The organism is Streptomyces sp. NPDC006235, assembly GCF_040613735.1.
Classification (GTDB): domain Bacteria; phylum Actinomycetota; class Actinomycetes; order Streptomycetales; family Streptomycetaceae; genus Streptomyces.
Map to the genome: position 1 here is coordinate 39,648 of NZ_JBEXSR010000012.1, position 17,707 is coordinate 57,354.

Annotated in this window: 15 protein-coding genes; 1 reads left to right on the top strand and 14 read right to left on the bottom strand. The window is 68.9% G+C overall.

Translation table 11 applies throughout. From position 1 onward, the window contains the following. Positions 1-46 precede the first annotated feature (46 nt). From nuoN to ABZ192_RS16755, 14 genes are read right to left on the bottom strand one after another with little or no spacing between them, the layout of a single operon-like run. Positions 47-1,696 carry an NADH-quinone oxidoreductase subunit NuoN gene (gene nuoN, locus ABZ192_RS16690; protein WP_356925215.1) on the bottom strand — a complete coding sequence of 550 codons (1,650 nt, stop codon included), beginning with the start codon at positions 1,694-1,696 and terminating at the stop codon, positions 47-49. Beyond that, entirely contained in the window at positions 1,693-3,264 is a 1,572-nt protein-coding gene (locus ABZ192_RS16695) for an NADH-quinone oxidoreductase subunit M (protein ID WP_356925216.1), read from the bottom strand. The genes nuoN and ABZ192_RS16695 overlap by 4 nt, the downstream gene beginning before the upstream one ends. Before the next feature lie 5 nt (positions 3,265-3,269). Then, positions 3,270-5,234 (bottom strand): NADH-quinone oxidoreductase subunit L, encoded by a 1,965-nt coding sequence (nuoL, locus tag ABZ192_RS16700; protein ID WP_356925217.1) that lies wholly within the window; start codon positions 5,232-5,234, stop codon positions 3,270-3,272. 15 nt (positions 5,235-5,249) lie between these two features. Then, positions 5,250-5,549 (bottom strand): NADH-quinone oxidoreductase subunit NuoK, encoded by a 300-nt coding sequence (gene nuoK / locus ABZ192_RS16705; protein ID WP_003992252.1) that lies wholly within the window; start codon positions 5,547-5,549, stop codon positions 5,250-5,252. Continuing rightward, entirely contained in the window at positions 5,546-6,388 is an 843-nt protein-coding gene (locus ABZ192_RS16710) for an NADH-quinone oxidoreductase subunit J (protein WP_356925219.1), read from the bottom strand. Before ABZ192_RS16710 ends, nuoK begins: the two co-directional genes overlap by 4 nt. Beyond that, positions 6,385-7,026 (bottom strand): NADH-quinone oxidoreductase subunit NuoI, encoded by a 642-nt coding sequence (gene nuoI / locus ABZ192_RS16715; protein WP_356925220.1) that lies wholly within the window; start codon positions 7,024-7,026, stop codon positions 6,385-6,387. The genes ABZ192_RS16710 and nuoI overlap by 4 nt, the downstream gene beginning before the upstream one ends. Next, positions 7,019-8,395, bottom strand: coding sequence for an NADH-quinone oxidoreductase subunit NuoH (gene nuoH, locus ABZ192_RS16720; protein ID WP_356925221.1), 1,377 nt, complete (start codon positions 8,393-8,395; stop codon positions 7,019-7,021). The genes nuoI and nuoH overlap by 8 nt, the downstream gene beginning before the upstream one ends. Continuing rightward, positions 8,392-10,896, bottom strand: a complete 2,505-nt coding sequence (locus ABZ192_RS16725) for an NADH-quinone oxidoreductase subunit G (protein ID WP_356925222.1) — start codon at positions 10,894-10,896, stop codon at positions 8,392-8,394. Before ABZ192_RS16725 ends, nuoH begins: the two co-directional genes overlap by 4 nt. Continuing rightward, on the bottom strand, positions 10,893-12,239 hold the full coding sequence (gene nuoF, locus ABZ192_RS16730) for an NADH-quinone oxidoreductase subunit NuoF (protein WP_356925223.1): 1,347 nt from the start codon (positions 12,237-12,239) through the stop codon (positions 10,893-10,895). The genes ABZ192_RS16725 and nuoF overlap by 4 nt, the downstream gene beginning before the upstream one ends. Further along, entirely contained in the window at positions 12,239-13,099 is an 861-nt protein-coding gene (gene nuoE / locus ABZ192_RS16735; protein ID WP_356925224.1) for an NADH-quinone oxidoreductase subunit NuoE, read from the bottom strand. Before nuoE ends, nuoF begins: the two co-directional genes overlap by 1 nt. Next, positions 13,096-14,418: an NADH-quinone oxidoreductase subunit D gene (locus ABZ192_RS16740; protein WP_356925225.1), complete on the bottom strand. Its 1,323-nt coding sequence runs from the start codon at positions 14,416-14,418 to the stop codon at positions 13,096-13,098. The genes nuoE and ABZ192_RS16740 overlap by 4 nt, the downstream gene beginning before the upstream one ends. After that, positions 14,415-15,155 carry an NADH-quinone oxidoreductase subunit C gene (locus tag ABZ192_RS16745; protein WP_356925226.1) on the bottom strand — a complete coding sequence of 247 codons (741 nt, stop codon included), beginning with the start codon at positions 15,153-15,155 and terminating at the stop codon, positions 14,415-14,417. Before ABZ192_RS16745 ends, ABZ192_RS16740 begins: the two co-directional genes overlap by 4 nt. Further along, complete coding sequence (locus ABZ192_RS16750) at positions 15,152-15,706, bottom strand: NADH-quinone oxidoreductase subunit B (protein WP_018528252.1); 555 nt, start codon at positions 15,704-15,706, stop codon at positions 15,152-15,154. The genes ABZ192_RS16745 and ABZ192_RS16750 overlap by 4 nt, the downstream gene beginning before the upstream one ends. 13 nt (positions 15,707-15,719) lie before the next feature. Beyond that, positions 15,720-16,079, bottom strand: a complete 360-nt coding sequence (locus ABZ192_RS16755; RefSeq protein ID WP_003974383.1) for an NADH-quinone oxidoreductase subunit A — start codon at positions 16,077-16,079, stop codon at positions 15,720-15,722. A gap of 724 nt (positions 16,080-16,803) precedes the next feature. On the opposite strand from ABZ192_RS16755, the gene ABZ192_RS16760 reads away from it, so the two are divergent. Continuing rightward, positions 16,804-17,643: a C40 family peptidase gene (locus ABZ192_RS16760; RefSeq protein WP_356925227.1), complete on the top strand. Its 840-nt coding sequence runs from the start codon at positions 16,804-16,806 to the stop codon at positions 17,641-17,643. The last annotated feature ends 64 nt before the right edge of the window (positions 17,644-17,707 follow it).

Consider the following 17,707-nt stretch of genomic DNA (forward strand, 5'->3'; position numbering starts at 1 on the left):
CCCGGTCTCCGAAGGAGACCGGGTCCCACTTCTGTGGGCGGGGGTGTCAGCGCACGAACACCCCCGCCTGCCCCGCCAGATCCAGGAAGTACTGCGGCGCCACACCGAGCACCAGCGTGACCGCCACGCCGACTCCGATCGCCGTGATCGTCAGCGGCGACGGCACGGCCACCGTCGGGCCCTCCGGCCGCGGCTCGCTGAAGAACATGAGCACGATGACGCGGATGTAGAAGAACGCCGCGATCGCCGACGAGATCACACCGATCACGACGAGCGGGGCGGCCCCGCCCTCCGCCGCCGCCTTGAACACGGCGAACTTCCCGGCGAAGCCGGAGGTCAGCGGAATGCCCGCGAAGGCCAGCAGGAACACCGCGAACACGGCCGCCACCAGCGGCGAACGCCGGCCGAGCCCCGCCCACTTGGACAGGTGCGTCGCCTCGCCGCCCGCGTCGCGCACGAGCGTGACCACCGCGAAGGCGCCGATCGTCACGAACGAGTACGCGGCCAGGTAGAAGAGGACGGACGAGACACCGTCGGGCGTGGTCGCGATGACACCCGCGAGGATGAATCCGGCGTGCGCGATCGACGAGTACGCCAGCAGCCGCTTGATGTCGGTCTGGGTGATCGCGACGATGGCGCCGCCCAGCATGGTGACGATCGCCACGGCCCACATCACCGGCCGCCAGTCCCAGCGCAGTCCCGGCAGGACGACGTACAGCAACCGCAGCAGCGCGCCGAACGCCGCCACCTTCGTCGCCGCCGCCATGAAACCGGTCACCGGCGTCGGCGCGCCCTGGTACACGTCCGGCGTCCACATGTGGAACGGCACCGCGCCCACCTTGAACAGCAGGCCCATCACCACCAGCGCGGCACCGATCAGCAGCAGCGCGTCGTTGCCCATGGTGTCGGCGAGCGCCGGGTTGACGTCCGCGACCGTGCCGTCGACGACCTGCGCGATCGTCGCGTACGACATGGAGCCCGCGTAGCCGTACAACAAGGCGATGCCGAACAGGGTGAACGCGGAGGCGAACGCGCCGAGCAGGAAGTACTTGACCGCCGCCTCCTGCGACATGAGCCGCTTGCGGCGGGCCAGCGCGCACAGCAGGTACAGCGGGAGCGAGAGGACCTCCAGCGCCACGAAGAGCGTCAGCAGGTCGTTGGCCGCAGGGAAGATCAGCATGCCGGCGACGGCGAACAGCAGCAGCGGGAACACCTCGGTGGTGGTGAACCCGGCCTTGACCGCCGCCTTCTCGCTCTCACTGCCCGGCACGGACGCGGCCTGCGCGGCGAAGGAGTCGACCCGGTTGCCGTGCACCACCGGGTCGAGCCGCCGCTCGGCGAAGGTGAACAGGCCGACCAGGGCCGCCAGCAGGATCGTGCCCTGGAGGAAGAGGGCCGGTCCGTCGACGGCGATCGCGCCCATCGCCGCGATGCGCGCCTTGGTCGTGCCGTAACCGTCGGCCGCGAGGGCGACGACCGCGGCGAAGGCGGCCGCGAGGGCGACGACGGACACGAACATCTGAACGTGATAACGCGATTTGCGCGGTACGAACGCCTCGACCAGGATCCCGACGATCGCCGCTCCGACGACGATCAGGGTGGGCGCCAGCTGTCCGTACTCGAACTTCGGCGCATCGATCTTGGTGATCGGCTCGGCCGCGGTTGTCCACAGGCTGTGGACGGCTGTTGCGCTCACTTGGCCGCCTCCACCTCGGGCTGGGGGTCCTTCTTCTGTACGTCGGACATGGTCTGTTTGACCGCAGGGTTGACGATGTCCGTGACGGGCTTCGGGTAGACGCCCAGGAAGATCAGCAGTGCGACCAGCGGGGCGACGACCACGAGTTCACGCACCCTGAGGTCGGGCATCGCACTGACCTCGGGTTTCACCGGCCCGGTCATCGTCCGCTGGTACAGGACGAGGGTGTAGAGCGCGGCGAGGACGATGCCGAAGGTGGCGATGATGCCGATCACCGGGTAGCGCGTGAACGTGCCGACCAGGACCAGGAACTCGCTCACGAACGGCGCCAGTCCCGGCAGGGAGAGCGTCGCGAGGCTGCCGATCAGGAACGTGCCGGCCAGCACCGGGGCGACTTTCTGCACTCCGCCGTAGTCGGCGATGAGCCGCGAGCCGCGCCGGGAGATCAGGAAGCCCGCCACCAGCATCAGCGCGGCGGTCGAGATGCCGTGGTTGACCATGTAGAGCGTCGCGCCGGACTGGCCCTGGCTGGTCATCGCGAAGATGCCCATGATGATGAAGCCGAAGTGGGAGATCGACGCGTAGGCGATCAGCCGTTTGATGTCCCGCTGGCCGACCGCGAGCAGCGCCCCGTAGATGATGCTGATCAGGGCCAGGACGAGGATCACGGGCGTCGCCCACTTGCTGGCCTCCGGGAACAGCTGGAGGCAGAAGCGGAGCATCGCGAAGGTGCCGACCTTGTCGACGACCGCCGTGATCAGTACGGCGACCGGGGCGGTGGACTCCTGCATCGCGTTGGGCAGCCAGGTGTGCAGCGGCCACAGCGGCGCCTTCACCGCGAAGGCGAAGAAGAAGCCCAGGAACAGCCAGCGTTCGGTGTTGGTCGCCATGTCGAGCGAGCCGTTGGCGCGGGCGGCGGCGATCTCCTGGAGGGAGAAGTTCCCGGCGACCACGTACAGGCCGATCACCGCGGCCAGCATGATCAGACCGCCGACCAGGTTGTAGAGGAGGAACTTCACCGCCGCGTACGACCGTTGGGTCGCCGCCGTCTTCTCGCCGTGCTCGTGGGCACGGTCCCCGAAGCCGCCGATGAGGAAGTACATCGGGATCAGCATGGCTTCGAAGAAGATGTAGAAGAGGAAGACGTCGGTGGCCTCGAAGGAGAGGATCACCATCGCCTCGACGGCGAGGATCAGGGCGAAGAAGCCCTGCGTGGGCCGCCACCGGGTGCTGCCGGTCTCCAGCGGGTCGGCGTCGTGCCAGCCCGCGAGGATGATGAACGGGATCAGCAGGGCCGTGAGCGCGATCAGCGCCACCGCGATGCCGTCCACGCCCAGTTCGTAGCGGACACCGAAGTCCGCGATCCAGGCGTGGGACTCGGTGAGCTGGTAACGCTCGCCGTCCGGGTCGAAGCGCACCAGGACGGTGATCGCCAGGACGAGCGTGGCGAGCGAGACGAGCAGCGCCAGCCACTTGGCGGCGGTGCGCTGCGCGGCCGGTACGGCGGCCGTGGCGATCGCCCCGACGGCCGGGAGCGCCGCTGTCACTGTCAGCAGAGGAAAGGACATCGGTATCAGACCGCCCTCATCAGCAGGGTCGCGGCGACGATGACCGCCGCGCCGCCGAACATCGAGACCGCGTAGGAGCGGGCGAAGCCGTTCTGCAGCTTGCGCATCCGCCCGGAGAGGCCGCCGACCGAGGCCGCCGTGCCGTTGACGACGCCGTCGACCAGGGTGTGGTCGACGTAGACCAGGGACCGCGTGAGGTGCTCGCCGCCGCGGACCAGGACCACGTGGTTGAAGTCGTCCTGGAGCAGGTCGCGCCGGGCGGCCCGGGTGAGCAGCGAGCCGCGCGGGGCGACGGCCGGGACCGGGCGGCGGCCGTACTGCGCCCAGGCGAGGGCGACACCGATGATCATGCACGCGACGGTCGCACCGGTGACCACACCCGCGCTGATCGGCGGGTTGCCGTGACTGTGCCCGGTGATCGGCTCCAGCCAGTGCAGGAAGCGGTCGCCGATGCTGAAGAACGCACCGCCGGCCACCGACCCGACGGCCAGCACGATCATGGGGATCGTCATGACCTTGGGCGACTCGTGCGGGTGCGGCGGGGTGTACTCGCCGCGGGTCTCGGCGGCGGGCTCCACGTCCGGTTCGGCCGGGGACGGCGTCGGGGCGTTGCGCCAGCGCTCCTCGCCGAAGAACGTCATCAGCATCACGCGCGTCATGTAGTACGCGGTGATGGCCGCGCCGAGCAGGGCGCAGGCGCCGAGGATCCAGCCCTCGGTGCCGCCCTTCGCGAACGCCGCCTCGATGATCTTGTCCTTGGAGAAGAAGCCGGACAGGCCCGGGAAGCCGATGATCGCCAGGTAGCCGAGGCCGAAGGTGACGAAGGTGACCGGCATGTACTTCCTGAGGCCGCCGTACCTCCTCATGTCCACCTCGTCGTTCATGCCGTGCATGACCGAACCGGCGCCGAGGAACAGCCCGGCCTTGAAGAAGCCGTGCGTCACCAGGTGCATGATCGCGAAGACGTAGCCGATGGGGCCGAGGCCCGCGGCGAGGATCATGTAGCCGATCTGCGACATGGTCGAGCCGGCCAGGGCCTTCTTGATGTCGTCCTTCGCGCAACCGACGATCGCACCGAAGAGGAGCGTGACCGCACCGACGATCGTGACGACCAGCTGCGCGTCAGGGGCGCCGTTGAAGACGGCACCCGAGCGGACGATCAGGTACACGCCTGCCGTCACCATGGTCGCGGCGTGGATGAGGGCCGAGACCGGGGTCGGGCCCTCCATCGCGTCCCCGAGCCAGGACTGCAGCGGCACCTGGGCGGACTTGCCGCAGGCGGCGAGCAGCAGCATCAGCGCGATCGCGGTCAGCTTGTCCTCACCGGCGGCACCGGCGAGCCCGGCCTCCGCGTGGTCGCCGAGCACCGGCCCGAAGGCGAAGGTGCCGAACCACAGGAACATCAGCATGATCGCGATCGACAGGCCCATGTCGCCGACGCGGTTGACCAGGAAGGCCTTCTTCGCGGCCGTCGCGGCGCTGGGCTTGTGCTGCCAGAAGCCGATCAGCAGGTAGGAGGCGAGACCGACGCCCTCCCAGCCGACGTACAGCAGCAGGTAGTTGTCGGCGAGGACGAGCAGCAGCATCGCCGCGAGGAACAGGTTGAGGTAGCCGAAGAAGCGGCGGCGCCGCTCGTCGTGCTCCATGTACCCGACGGAGTAGAGGTGGATCAGCGATCCGACGCCCGTGATGAGCAGGACGAACGTCATGGACAGCTGGTCGAGCTGGAAGGCGACGTCCGCCTGGAAGCCCTCGACCGGGATCCAGCTGAACAGGTGCTGGGACATGACGCGGTGTTCGGGGTCCTGGGCGAGCATGTCGCTGAACAGCACCAGGCCGAGCACGAAGGAGGCGGCCGCGAGCAGCGTGCCGAGCCAGTGGCCCACGGCGTCCAGCCGGCGTCCGCCGCACAGCAGGACCGCCGCTCCGAGCAGGGGCGCCGCCACCAGCAGCGCGATGAGGTTCTCCACGATTCTTCCGACCCCTTACAGCTTCATCAGGCTGGCGTCGTCGACCGAGGCCGAGTGGCGGGCGCGGAACAGGGACACGATGATCGCGAGCCCGACCACGACCTCCGCGGCGGCGACGACCATCGTGAAGAAGGCGATGATCTGGCCGTCGAGGTTGCCGTGCATCCGGGAGAAGGCGACGAACGCGAGGTTGCAGGCGTTGAGCATGAGCTCGATGCACATGAACACGACGATCGCGTTGCGCCTGATCAGCACGCCGGTGGCACCGATCGTGAACAGCAGGGCCGCGAGATAGAGGTAGTTGACCGGGTTCACTTGGATGCCTCCTCGGGCCGCTTGAACGTGGTCGGCTCGATGGCCTTCCGCTCCAGGCGCTCCTCGGCACGCTGCTCCAGGGCCCGCAGGTCGTTGAGCGCCTCCTGCGACACGTCCCGGATCTGGCCCCGCTCCCGCAGCGTCTTGCTGACGGTGAGGTCCGAGGGCGTGCCGTCGGGCAGCAGGCCCGCGATGTCGACCGCGTTGTGCCGGGCGTACACACCGGGCGCCGGCAGGGGCGGCAGTTGCTTGCCTGCGCGGACGCGCTCCTCGGAGAGCTCCCGCTGCGTCTTGGCGCGCTCGGTGCGCTCGCGGTGCGTGAGCACCATGGCGCCCACGGCGGCCGTGATGAGCAGGGCACCGGTGATCTCGAACGCGAAGACGTACTTGGTGAACAGGAGGGCGGCGATGCCCTCCACGTTGCCCCCGGCGTTCGCCTGGCCGATGCCGTTGAACTCGCTGAGGGAGGCGTTGCCGATGCCGGCGATCAGCAGGACGCCGAAGCCGAGCCCGCACAACAGGGCCAGCCAGCGCTGGCCCTTGATGGTCTCCTTCAGGGAGTCCGCCGCGGTGACGCCGACGAGCATCACCACGAACAGGAACAGCATCATGATCGCGCCGGTGTAGACGACGATCTGGACGACGCCCAGGAAGTAGGCGCCGTTGGCGAGGTAGAACACCGCCAGGATGATCATGGTCCCGGCGAGGCAGAGCGCGCTGTGCACGGCTCTCTTCATGAGGATGGTGCACAGGGCGCCGATCACCGCGATCGTGCCGAGGATCCAGAACTGGACGGCCTCTCCGGTGGAGGTGGAGTAGGCGGCGAGCTGGGTGGTCATCGGCCGATCACCTTCTTTGACGCCGGTTCCGTCCCGCCGAAGGTCGAGTCGGCCTCCTGGACGACCTCGCCCTTGGAGTGGGCGACCTGACGCTCCGTACCGGGCGCGGCCTCGGTGACCAGGCCCCGGTAGTAGTCCTGCTCGTCCGTCCCCGGGAAGATGGCGTGGGGCGTGTCGACCATGCCCTCCTCCAGACCGGCGAGCAGCTGCTCCTTGGTGTAGATGAGGTTGGCCCGGCTGGAGTCGGCGAGCTCGAACTCGTTCGTCATCGTCAGCGCGCGGGTGGGGCACGCCTCGATGCACAGGCCGCACAGGATGCAGCGGGCGTAGTTGATCTGGTAGACGCGGCCGTACCGCTCGCCCGGTGAGTAGCGCTCCTCGTCGGTGTTGTCCGCGCCCTCCACGTAGATGGCGTCGGCGGGGCAGGCCCACGCGCACAGTTCGCAGCCGACGCACTTCTCCAGGCCGTCGGGATGGCGGTTGAGCTGGTGCCGTCCGTGGAAGCGCGGAGCCGTGGTCTTCTGCTGCTCCGGGTACTGCTCGGTCAGCCGCTTCTTGAACATGGCCTTGAAGGTCACGCCGAAGCCGGCCACCGGGTTCTGGAACCCGGGCTTGGTGTCCTTCGGTTCCTCAGCCATCGGACGCCTCCTTTCCATCCGTAGTTCCGCCCAGAGATCCGTCACTCTGAGTATCGGGCCCACCACTGACAATCAGCTCCCGCTCACCGCGCGAGCGGCGTCGCGGGACCGGTGGAAGTTCCTGCCCCGGCAAGGGCGGTACGGGGAATCCGCCCGCCATGGGGTCGAAGGCGGCCGGGGTCTCGGCGGGCTGCTCGGCCTCCTTCGCCTTCTCGCGGAACATGTCGACGACGAAGGAGAGCACCAGCAGGGCCAGCACGCCGCCGCCGACGTAGAGGGCGATGTCGGCGAAGTCGTAGCCCTCGTTCCTGAAGGCACGCACGGTCGCGACGAGCATCAGCCACACCAGCGAGACCGGGATGAGGACCTTCCAGCCGAGCTTCATCAACTGGTCGTAGCGGACGCGTGGGAGCGTGCCGCGGATCCAGATGAACATGAACAGCAGCAACTGGACCTTGACCGTGAACCAGAGCATCGGCCACCAGCCGTGGTTCGCGCCCTCCCAGAAGGTGCTGATCGGCCAGGGGGCCCGCCAGCCGCCGAGGAACAGCGTCGTGGCGACGGCCGAGACGGTCACCATGTTGACGTACTCGGCGAGCATGAACATCGCGAACTTGATCGACGAGTACTCGGTGTTGAAGCCGCCGACCAGGTCGCCCTCGGACTCCGGCATGTCGAACGGGGCGCGGTTGGTCTCGCCCACCATCGTCACGATGTAGATGACGAAGGAGAGCGGCAGCAGCAGGATGTACCAGCGGTCGGTCTGCTGCTCGACGATCGCCGACGTCGACATCGACCCCGAGTAGAGGAACACGGAGGCGAAGGCGGCGCCCATCGCGATCTCGTACGAGATCATCTGCGCGCAGGAGCGCAGACCGCCCAGCAGCGGGTACGTGGATCCGGAGCTCCAGCCCGCCAGCACGATGCCGTAGATGCCGACGGAGGCGACCGCGAGGATGTAGAGCATCGCGATCGGCAGATCGGTGAGTTGCATCGTGGTGCGGTGGCCGAAGATCGAGATCTCGTTGCCCGCCGGGCCGAAGGGGATCACCGCGATCGCCATGAAGGCCGGGATGGCCGCGACGATCGGCGCGAGGACGTACACCGCCTTGTCCGCGCGCTTGACGATGACGTCTTCCTTGAGCATCAGCTTGATGCCGTCGGCGAGCGACTGGAGCATGCCCCAGGGGCCGTGCCTGTTGGGGCCGATGCGCAGCTGCATCCAGGCGACGACCTTGCGCTCCATGACGATGGAGATCAGCACGGTCACCATCAGGAACGCGAAGCAGAACACCGCCTTGATGACGACCAGCCACCACGGGTCGTGGCCGAACATCGAGAGGTCTTCAGCGGCGAGGTACGGGCTCATGCCTCCACCTCCTTGGGGGCCTCGCCGGCGAGCGTCGCCGGTCCGATGCGGACGAGGGAGCCGGGCCGCGCCCCGGTGTCGGAGGCGACACCGCCACCGGCGGAGTTCAGTGGGAGCCACACCACCCGGTCGGGCATCTCACTGATCTGGAGCGGGAGTTCGACGACTCCCCGGGGGCCGGTCACCGCGAGGAGGTCGCCCTCCTTGACGCCCGCCTCGGCGGCCGTCGCGGCCGACACACGCGCGCGTGCGGCGTGCCGGGTACCGGCGAGTGCCTCGTCGCCCTGCTGGAGGACGCCCTGGTCGAGCAGCAGCCGGTGCCCGGCGAGCACGGCCTCCCCGGCGGCCGGACGGGGCAGGGCGTCCGCCGTCTCCAGGGGTTCGGTGGCCCGCGGGCCGTCCCAGGCGCCGAGCCGGTCGATCTCCGCCCGTACGGTGCGCAGATCGGGCAGTCCGAGGTGGACGTCCATGGCGTCGGCCAGCATCTGCAGCACGCGCGCGTCGGTGGGTGCGAGGCGGCGGGTCATGTGGTCGGGCTTGAGCGCGGCCTCGAAGAAGCGGACCCGGCCTTCCCAGTTGAGGAAGGTGCCGGCCTTCTCGGCGACCGCGGCGACCGGCAGGACGACATCGGCCTTGTGCGTGATCTCGCTGGGCCGCAGTTCGAGCGAGACCACGAAGCCGGCCTCGTCGAGTGCCGCACGCGCGCGTGCCGGGTCGGGCAGGTCGGCGATCTCGACGCCCGCCACCAGCAGCGCCTGGAGTTCGCCGGTCGCAGCGGCCTCCACGATCTGCCCGGTGTCACGGCCGTAGCGGTGCGGAAGACCTGCCACGCCCCAGACGGTGGCGACCTCGTCACGCGCGCGTGGGTCGGTGGCCGGGCGCCCGCCCGGCAGCAGCGACGGCAGCGCGCCCGCCTCGACGGCGCCGCGTTCCCCGGCCCGGCGCGGGATCCACGCCAGCCGGGCTCCGGTCGCGGAGGCGATGCGTACGGCGGCGGTCAACCCGCCGGCCACGGCGGCCAGCCGCTCACCGACGACGATCACGGCGCCCTCGGCGCGCAGCGCCTCGGCGGCGAGAGCGCCGTCGTCCTCCAGGCCGACGTTCCTCGCGAGCGCGTCCAGCCACTCGGTCTCGGTGCCGGGAGCCGCCGGCAGCAGCGTCCCGCCGGCCTTCTCCAGACCGCGCGTGGCATGCGTGGCCAGGGAGAACACCTTCTGCCCGTGCTTGCGCCAGGCCTTGCGCAGCCGCAGGAAGACGCCGGGCGCCTCCTCCTCCGCCTCGAAACCGACCAGCAGGACGGCGGGGGCCTTCTCCAACGCGGTGTACGTGACGCCCGTGCCGTCGAGGTCCCGGCCGCGCCCGGCGACCTGGGCGGCGAGGAAGTCGGCCTCCTCGCCGCTGTGCACGCGCGCGCGGAAGTCGATGTCGTTGGTGTCGAGCGCCACGCGCGCGAACTTGCTGTACGCGTAGGCGTCCTCGATGGTGAGCCGGCCGCCGGTCAGCACGCCGGTGCGGCCCCGGGAGGCCAGCAGCCCCTGGGCCGCGATCTGGAGCGCCTCCGGCCAGGAAGCCGGTTGCAGCTCGCCCTCGGCGTTGCGCACCAGCGGCGTCTCCAGCCGGTCCCGCTGCTGCGCGTACCGGAACGCGAACCGCCCCTTGTCGCAGAGCCACTCCTCGTTGACCTCGGGGTCGTTGGCGGCGAGCCGCCGCATGACCTTGCCGCGCCGGTGGTCGGTGCGCGTGGCGCAGCCACCGGAGCAGTGCTCGCACACCGACGGGGACGAGACGAGGTCGAAGGGGCGGGAGCGGAATCGGTACGCCGCCGAGGTCAGCGCGCCGACCGGGCAGATCTGGATGGTGTTGCCGGAGAAGTACGACTCGAACGGGTCGCCCTCGCCGGTGCCGACCTGCTGGAGCGCGCCCCGCTCGATCAGCTCGATCATCGGGTCGCCCGCGACCTGGTTGGAGAACCGGGTGCAGCGGGCGCACAGCACGCACCGCTCGCGGTCGAGCAGCACCTGCGTGGAGATCGGGACGGGCTTCTCGTAGGTCCGCTTGCGGCCCTCGAAGCGGGATTCGGCGTCACCGTGCGACATGGCCTGGTTCTGCAGGGGGCACTCGCCGCCCTTGTCGCAGACCGGGCAGTCCAGCGGGTGGTTGATGAGCAGGAGCTCCATCACACCCTTCTGGGCCTTCTCGGCGACCGGCGAGGTGAGGTGGGTCTTGACCACCATCCCGTCGGTGCAGGTGATGGTGCAGGACGCCATGGGCTTGCGCTGGCCCTCGACGTCGACGATGCACTGGCGGCAGGCGCCGGCCGGGTCGAGGAGAGGGTGGTCGCAGAACCGGGGGATCTCGATGCCGAGCTGTTCGGCGGCCCGGATGACCAGGGTGCCCTTGGGCACGCTGATCTCGATGCCGTCGATCGTCAGCGTCACGAGGTCCTCCGGCGGGACCGCCGCCTCTCCCCCGCCTGAGGGAGCGTTGGTGGTCACGGTCATGCGTTCACCTCCGTGCGGTCGGCCCAGGCCGTCGACTTGGCCGGGTCGAAGGGGCAGCCCCGGCCCGTGATGTGCTGCTCGTACTCCTCGCGGAAGTACTTGAGCGAGGAGAAGATCGGCGAGGCGGCGCCGTCGCCGAGGGCGCAGAAGGACTTGCCGTTGATGTTGTCGGCGATGTCGTTCAGCTTGTCGAGGTCGGACATCCGTCCCTTGCCGGCCTCGATGTCGCGCAGCAGCTGCACGAGCCAGTACGTCCCTTCGCGGCAGGGCGTGCACTTGCCGCAGGACTCGTGGGCGTAGAACTCCGTCCAGCGCGTCACGGCCCGCACCACGCAGGTCGTCTCGTCGAAGCACTGGAGGGCTTTTGTGCCGAGCATGGAACCCGCGGCGCCCACTCCTTCGTAATCAAGAGGGACGTCGAGGTGCTCGTCGGTGAACATCGGGGTCGAGGAGCCGCCCGGCGTCCAGAACTTGAGGCGGTGCCCGGGGCGCATCCCGCCGCTCATGTCGAGGAGCTGGCGGAGCGTGATCCCGAGCGGCGCCTCGTACTGGCCGGGGCTGGCGACATGGCCGGACAGGGAGTAGAGCGTGAAGCCGGGCGACTTCTCGCTCCCCATCGACCGGAACCATTCCTTGCCCCGGTGCATGATCGCGGGAACCGACGCGATCGACTCGACGTTGTTCACCACAGTCGGGCACGCGTAGAGGCCCGCGACGGCAGGGAAGGGGGGACGAAGCCGCGGTTGACCCCGGCGGCCTTCGAGCGAGTCCAGCAGTGCGGTCTCCTCACCGCAGATGTACGCGCCCGCGCCCGCGTGCACGGTGATGTCGAGGTCGAGTCCGCTGCCCAGGATGTTCTCGCCGAGGAAGCCCGCCTCGTAGGCCTCGCGGACGGCCGAGTGCAACCGCCGCAGCACCGGGACGACTTCACCACGCAGATAGATGAAGGCGTGCGACGACCTGATGGCGTAGCACGCGATGATCATGCCCTCGATGAGGCTGTGCGGGTTCGCGAAGAGGAGCGGGATGTCCTTGCACGTCCCCGGCTCCGACTCGTCGGCGTTGACAACTAGATAGTGCGGCTTTCCATCTCCCTGGGGAATGAACTGCCACTTCATTCCCGTGGGGAAGCCCGCGCCGCCGCGCCCGCGCAGACCGGAGTCCTTGACGTACGCGATCACGTCGTCCGGCGACATGGCGAGCGCCTTGCGCAGCCCCTCGTAGCCGTCGTGCCGCCGGTACACGTCCAGCGTCCAGGACCTGTCCTCGTCCCAGAAGGCCGACAGCACCGGTGCGAGCAGCTTCTCGGGGCTCATGTCTTTCAGCTCGGGTGCCAAGGTCATCACTCCCCCTCCTCGGCGACAGGCCCGGCCGGGTGGGCGGGGTCGGAGGCCGACGTGTCCTGCGGCGCGTCGTGCGAGCTCAAGTGCTCCGTCGGTGACGGCTCGTGCGGCTTGTCGTCCCGGGGCGCCTCGCCGCGCGGATGCACCACGCGCGCGGGAGCGGACTCGCCCTTGGCCAGCTTCAGGCCGACCAGGGAGGCGGGTCCCGCGCTGCCGCCGGACTCGACGGCCCCGTCCCGCTCGTCGGTGAAACCGGCCAGGACCCGGGCGGTCTCCTTGAAGGTGCACATCGGTGCCCCGCGCGTGGGGGTGACCGGCCGGCCGGAGCGCAGGTCGTCGACGAGGCGTTTGGCGCTCGCCGGGGTCTGGTTGTCGAAGAACTCCCAGTTGACCATCACGACCGGCGCGAAGTCGCAGGCGGCGTTGCACTCGATGTGCTCCAGGGTGACCTTGCCGTCGTCGGTGGTCTCGCCGTTGCCGACGCCCAGGTGCTCCTGGAGCTCCTCGAAGATCGCGTCCCCGCCCATGACGGCGCACAGGGTGTTGGTGCACACCCCGACCTGGTAGTCACCGCTCGGCTTGCGCCGGTACATGGTGTAGAAGGTGGCGACCGCGGTGACCTCCGCCGTGGTGAGGCCGAGCATGTCCGCGCAGAACCGCATGCCGGTGCGCGTGACATGGCCCTCCTCGGACTGCACGAGGTGCAGCAGCGGCAGGAGGGCGGACCGGGAGTCCGGGTAGCGGGCGATGATCTCGCGCGCGTCGGTCTCCAGGCGGGCCCGGACGTCGTCCGGGTAGGCGGGTGCGGGCAGTTCGGGCATGCCCAGGCTGACGCCCCGCTCGGAAGAAGAGGTGGTCACCGGTCGACGCCTCCCATCACGGGGTCGATGGACGCGACGGCGACGATGACGTCGGCGACCTGGCCGCCCTCGCACATCGCCGCCATGGCCTGCAGGTTGGTGAAGGACGGGTCGCGGAAGTGGACCCGGTAGGGGCGCGTGCCGCCGTCGGACACGACGTGCACCCCGAGTTCGCCCTTGGGCGACTCGACCGCCGCGTACGTCTGTCCCGGCGGGACGCGGAAGCCCTCGGTGACCAGCTTGAAATGGTGGATCAGGGCCTCCATGGAGGTGCCCATGATCTTCTTGATGTGGTCGAGGGAGTTGCCCAGGCCGTCGGGCCCCAGGGCGAGCTGGGCCGGCCAGGCGATCTTCTTGTCGGCGACCATGACCGGGCCGGGCTGGAGCCGGTCCAGGCACTGCTCGACGATCCTGAGGGACTGGCGCATCTCCTCCAGGCGGATGAGGAAACGGCCGTAGGCGTCACAGGTGTCGGCGGTCGGGATGTCGAAGTCGTACGTCTCGTAGCCGCAGTAGGGCTGCGCCTTGCGCAGGTCGTGGGGCAGGCCGGCGGAGCGCAGGATCGGGCCGGTGGCGCCGAGGGCCATGCAGCCGGCCAGGTCGAGGTAGCCGATGTCCTGCATGCGGGCCTTGAAGATGGGGTTCCCGGTGGCGAGCTTGTCGTACTCCGGGAGGTTCTTCTTCATCTTCTTCACGAACTCGCGGATCTGGTCCACCGCGCCGGGCGGCAGGTCCTGGGCGAGTCCGCCGGGGCGGATGTACGCGTGGTTCATCCGCAGGCCGGTGATCAGCTCGTAGATGTCGAGAATGAGTTCACGATCACGGAATCCGTAGATCATGATCGTGGTGGCGCCGAGCTCCATGCCGCCGGTGGCGATGCAGACCAGGTGCGACGACAGCCGGTTCAGCTCCATCAGGAGCACGCGGATGATCGAGGCGCGGTCGGGGATCTGGTCCTCGATGCCGAGGAGCTTCTCGACGCCGAGGCAGTACGCCGTCTCGTTGAAGAACGGCGTCAGGTAGTCCATGCGCGTCACGAACGTGGTGCCCTGCGTCCACGTCCGGTACTCGAGGTTCTTCTCGATGCCGGTGTGGAGGTAGCCGATGCCGCAGCGGGCCTCGGTGACGGTCTCGCCGTCGATCTCCAGGATCAGCCGGAGCACGCCGTGCGTGGACGGGTGCTGCGGGCCCATGTTGACGACGATGCGCTCGTCGTCGGCGCGGGCCGCGGACTGGACGACCTCGTCCCAGTCGCCGCCGGTGACCGTGTAGACGGTGCCCTCTGTCGTCTCCCGAGGGGAGGCGTGCGAAGTGCTCATGAGTACGACCTCCGCTGGTCCGGAGCCGGGATCTGGGCGCCCTTGTACTCGACGGGGATGCCGCCGAGGGGATAGTCCTTGCGCTGCGGAAAGCCCTGCCAGTCGTCCGGCATCATGATCCGCGTCAGGGCCGGGTGGCCGTCGAAGACGATGCCGAAGAAGTCGTACGTCTCGCGCTCGTGCCAGTCGTTCGTCGGGTAGACCTCGAACAGCGACGGGATGTGCGGGTCGCTGTCGGGGGCGCTGACCTCCAGGCGGATCACCCTGTTGTGGGTGATCGAGCGCAGGTGGTAGACGGCGTGCAGCTCGCGGCCCTTGTCGTTCGGGTAGTGGACGCCGCTGACGCCGGTGCACAGCTCGAAGCGCAGGGCCGGGTCGTCGCGCAGGGTCCTGGCGACCCGCACCAGGTGCTCGCGCTCGATGTGGAAGGTCAGCTCGTCGCGGTCGACGACCGTCTTCTCGATCGCGTTGTCGGGAAGCAGACCCTGTTCCTCCAGGGCGCCCTCCAGCTCGTCGGCGACCTCATCGAACCAGCCGCCGTAGGGGCGGGTCGCCGGTCCCGGGAGGCGGACCGAGCGGACCAGGCCGCCGTAGCCGGAGGTGTCGCCGCCGTTGTTCGCGCCGAACATGCCGCGCTGGACGCGGATCTCCTCACCGCCCTGGCCGCGCTGGCCCGGGAGGTTCGACGCGCTGAGGTCCTTCTCGGGGTTGACCCCGTTGTCGCTGACGTCGCTCACCGCAGCAGCCCCTTCATCTCGATCGTGGGCAGGGCCTTGAGCGCCGCCTCCTCCGCCTCGCGGGCCGCCTCCTCGGCGTTCACGCCGAGCTTGGAGCTCTGGATCTTCTGGTGGAGCTTGAGGATGGCGTCCATCAGCATCTCCGGCCGTGGCGGGCAACCGGGGAGATAGATGTCGACCGGCACGATGTGGTCGACGCCCTGGACGATGGCGTAGTTGTTGAACATGCCGCCCGAGGAGGCGCAGACCCCCATGGAGATCACCCACTTGGGGTTCGGCATCTGGTCGTAGACCTGCCGCAGCACCGGCGCCATCTTCTGGCTGACCCGGCCGGCGACGATCATCAGGTCCGCCTGGCGCGGCGAGCCGCGGAAGACCTCCATGCCGAAGCGCGCCAGGTCGTAGCGGCCGGCGCCCGTGGTCATCATCTCGATGGCGCAGCAGGCGAGGCCGAACGTGGCGGGGAAGACGGACGACTTGCGCACCCAGCCCGCGGCCTGCTCGACGGTGGTCAGCAGGAAGCCGCTCGGCAGCTTTTCTTCGAGTCCCATGACGTGTGGCCCCTCAGTCCCATTCCAGGCCGCCGCGCCGCCATACGTACGCGTACGCGACGAAGACGGTGAGCACGAAGAGCAGCATCTCCACGAGCCCGAAAATCCCCAGGGCGTCGAACGTGACGGCCCAGGGGTAGAGGAAGACGATCTCGATATCGAAAATGATGAAGAGCATCGCCGTCAGGTAGTACTTGATCGGGAAGCGCCCGCCGCCGGCCGGCGTGGGGGTCGGCTCGATCCCGCATTCGTAGGCCTCGAGCTTGGCCCGGTTGTACCGCTTGGGCCCGATCAACGTGGCCATGACCACGGAGAAGATCGCAAAGCCTGCCCCGAGGGCTCCCAGTACGAGGATGGGCGCATAAGCGTTCACCGCTCCTCGCTCCTCTCAGTCGGCACTGACTGCTGGCGGTTTGCGTCGGGCCCACTTCCGCCCCACCTGTCCCTCGAACCCCGCCCGCCCCGGCGAAGATCGGGAACATGTGAAGCAGGTCACAAGCCCAACCGCGTGCATCTTATGCCCGACGCTCTGTGATCTGCGACACGGGGTATTGCACAAGCTTTGTGATCTCCACCACCTGACGATCGATCATGAAGTCGGATGAGCGGTGATCTTCACACCCGAAGCGTCCGAGTGATCACGAGAGGTGACATTTTGGCTCGTCAGCGCAGGCCGGAGGGGGCGTCTCAATATCAAGAGGGTTCCCTTGCATGCAAATTGGCGAGGGAGTCGATCTCTTGATAGAGGCGCGTTCACACATCGAGGGGCGTGCGGGGCGGAGTGTGGACGCGTGCATTCGTTCACGATCTTCGCGAGGTCGTGATCCGGTCGTGATCTCCCGCGCCGGACGCGCCCATCCCGGCAGCCGTTCCGTGACCTCCGTCACACGCATGAGAGGCCCATGAGAACGGGGCTTGGCCAATCAACCCAACCGATGGTAGGTGCGGGGCAATTCGGGCGTATTGATCAAAGACCGTGATCACAGGCCGGTTACGGTGAGCCCGGAATGTCCGTTACGGCGTCAATAAAGGGGCTCGCGAGGGGGTTTTGGGAGCCCGATTGAACAACTGTGGCGCAGCACACGTTTCTTGAAGATATGAAGGAGCCCCTGGTACCGGTTGTTCCCATGTCCCACACCGCTCACATACGCAGCCACCGGAAGCCCCGCCGCAGCGCGACCTCTTCGATCGCCCTGCGTGCCGGAGTTGCCGGTGGCGTTCTCAGCATGGCAGCGGCGGGTGCGTCGGCCTCGGCGAACGCCGCCGAGCCGGTCACCCAGACCATCGAACTGCCCACCCTGACGGCCGATATGTCCGCTCAGGTCGCCCAGTCCGCCGCCGCCACCCAGCAGGCGGCCGCGAACTACGAACTGCGCGCCGAGCGTGACGCAGCCGCGGCCAAGGCCGCCGCGGAGGCCAAGAAGGACCTCGCCGAGGCCAAGAAGAAGGCGGAGGCCAAGAAGAAGGCCGCCGAGGCCGCCCGCAAGGCCGCCGCCGAGCGCGCCGCGCGCAGCGCCGAGCGCGCCACGCTCTCCACCTCCGCCTCCGCGTCCGCCTCCACGTCGGTGTCGGCGCCCTCCAGCGGCAGCGTCGCGACCGTCATCGCCTTCCTGAAGGCTCAGGTGGGTGACGCCTACGTCATGGGCGCCACCGGTCCCAACGCCTGGGACTGCTCCTCCCTCGTGCAGGCCGCGTACAAGCAGGTGGGTGTGGACCTGCCGCGCGTCTCGCAGGACCAGTCGATGGCGGGCACGGACGTGCCGCTGTCCGACGTCCAGGTCGGCGACATCCTGTACTGGGGCGGCAAGGGCTCCGCGTACCACGTGGGTGTCTACATCGGCGACGGCCAGTACCTGGACGCGGCCAACCCGTCCAAGGGCGTCGTCATCCAGGACCTGTCGGGCTACCCGGCGTCGGGCGCCGTGCGCGTCCTCTGACCGCACGCATACGGGCTTGAGGGCCGCTGCCACTCTGGGGCAGCGGCCCTCCCGGCATGTCCGG

Coding starts and splice junctions, on each gene's coding strand:
- nuoI (WP_356925220.1), bottom strand. CDS start 7,026: ATGGCTGAGGAACCGAAGGACACCAAGCCCGGGTTCCAGAACCCGGTG.
- ABZ192_RS16740 (WP_356925225.1), bottom strand. CDS start 14,418: ATGAGCACTTCGCACGCCTCCCCTCGGGAGACGACAGAGGGCACCGTC.
- ABZ192_RS16760 (WP_356925227.1), top strand. CDS start 16,804: ATGAAGGAGCCCCTGGTACCGGTTGTTCCCATGTCCCACACCGCTCAC.
- ABZ192_RS16695 (WP_356925216.1), bottom strand. CDS start 3,264: ATGTCCTTTCCTCTGCTGACAGTGACAGCGGCGCTCCCGGCCGTCGGG.
- ABZ192_RS16750 (WP_018528252.1), bottom strand. CDS start 15,706: ATGGGACTCGAAGAAAAGCTGCCGAGCGGCTTCCTGCTGACCACCGTC.
- ABZ192_RS16725 (WP_356925222.1), bottom strand. CDS start 10,896: ATGACCGTGACCACCAACGCTCCCTCAGGCGGGGGAGAGGCGGCGGTC.
- nuoH (WP_356925221.1), bottom strand. CDS start 8,395: ATGAGCCCGTACCTCGCCGCTGAAGACCTCTCGATGTTCGGCCACGAC.
- nuoF (WP_356925223.1), bottom strand. CDS start 12,239: ATGACCTTGGCACCCGAGCTGAAAGACATGAGCCCCGAGAAGCTGCTC.
- ABZ192_RS16710 (WP_356925219.1), bottom strand. CDS start 6,388: ATGACCACCCAGCTCGCCGCCTACTCCACCTCCACCGGAGAGGCCGTC.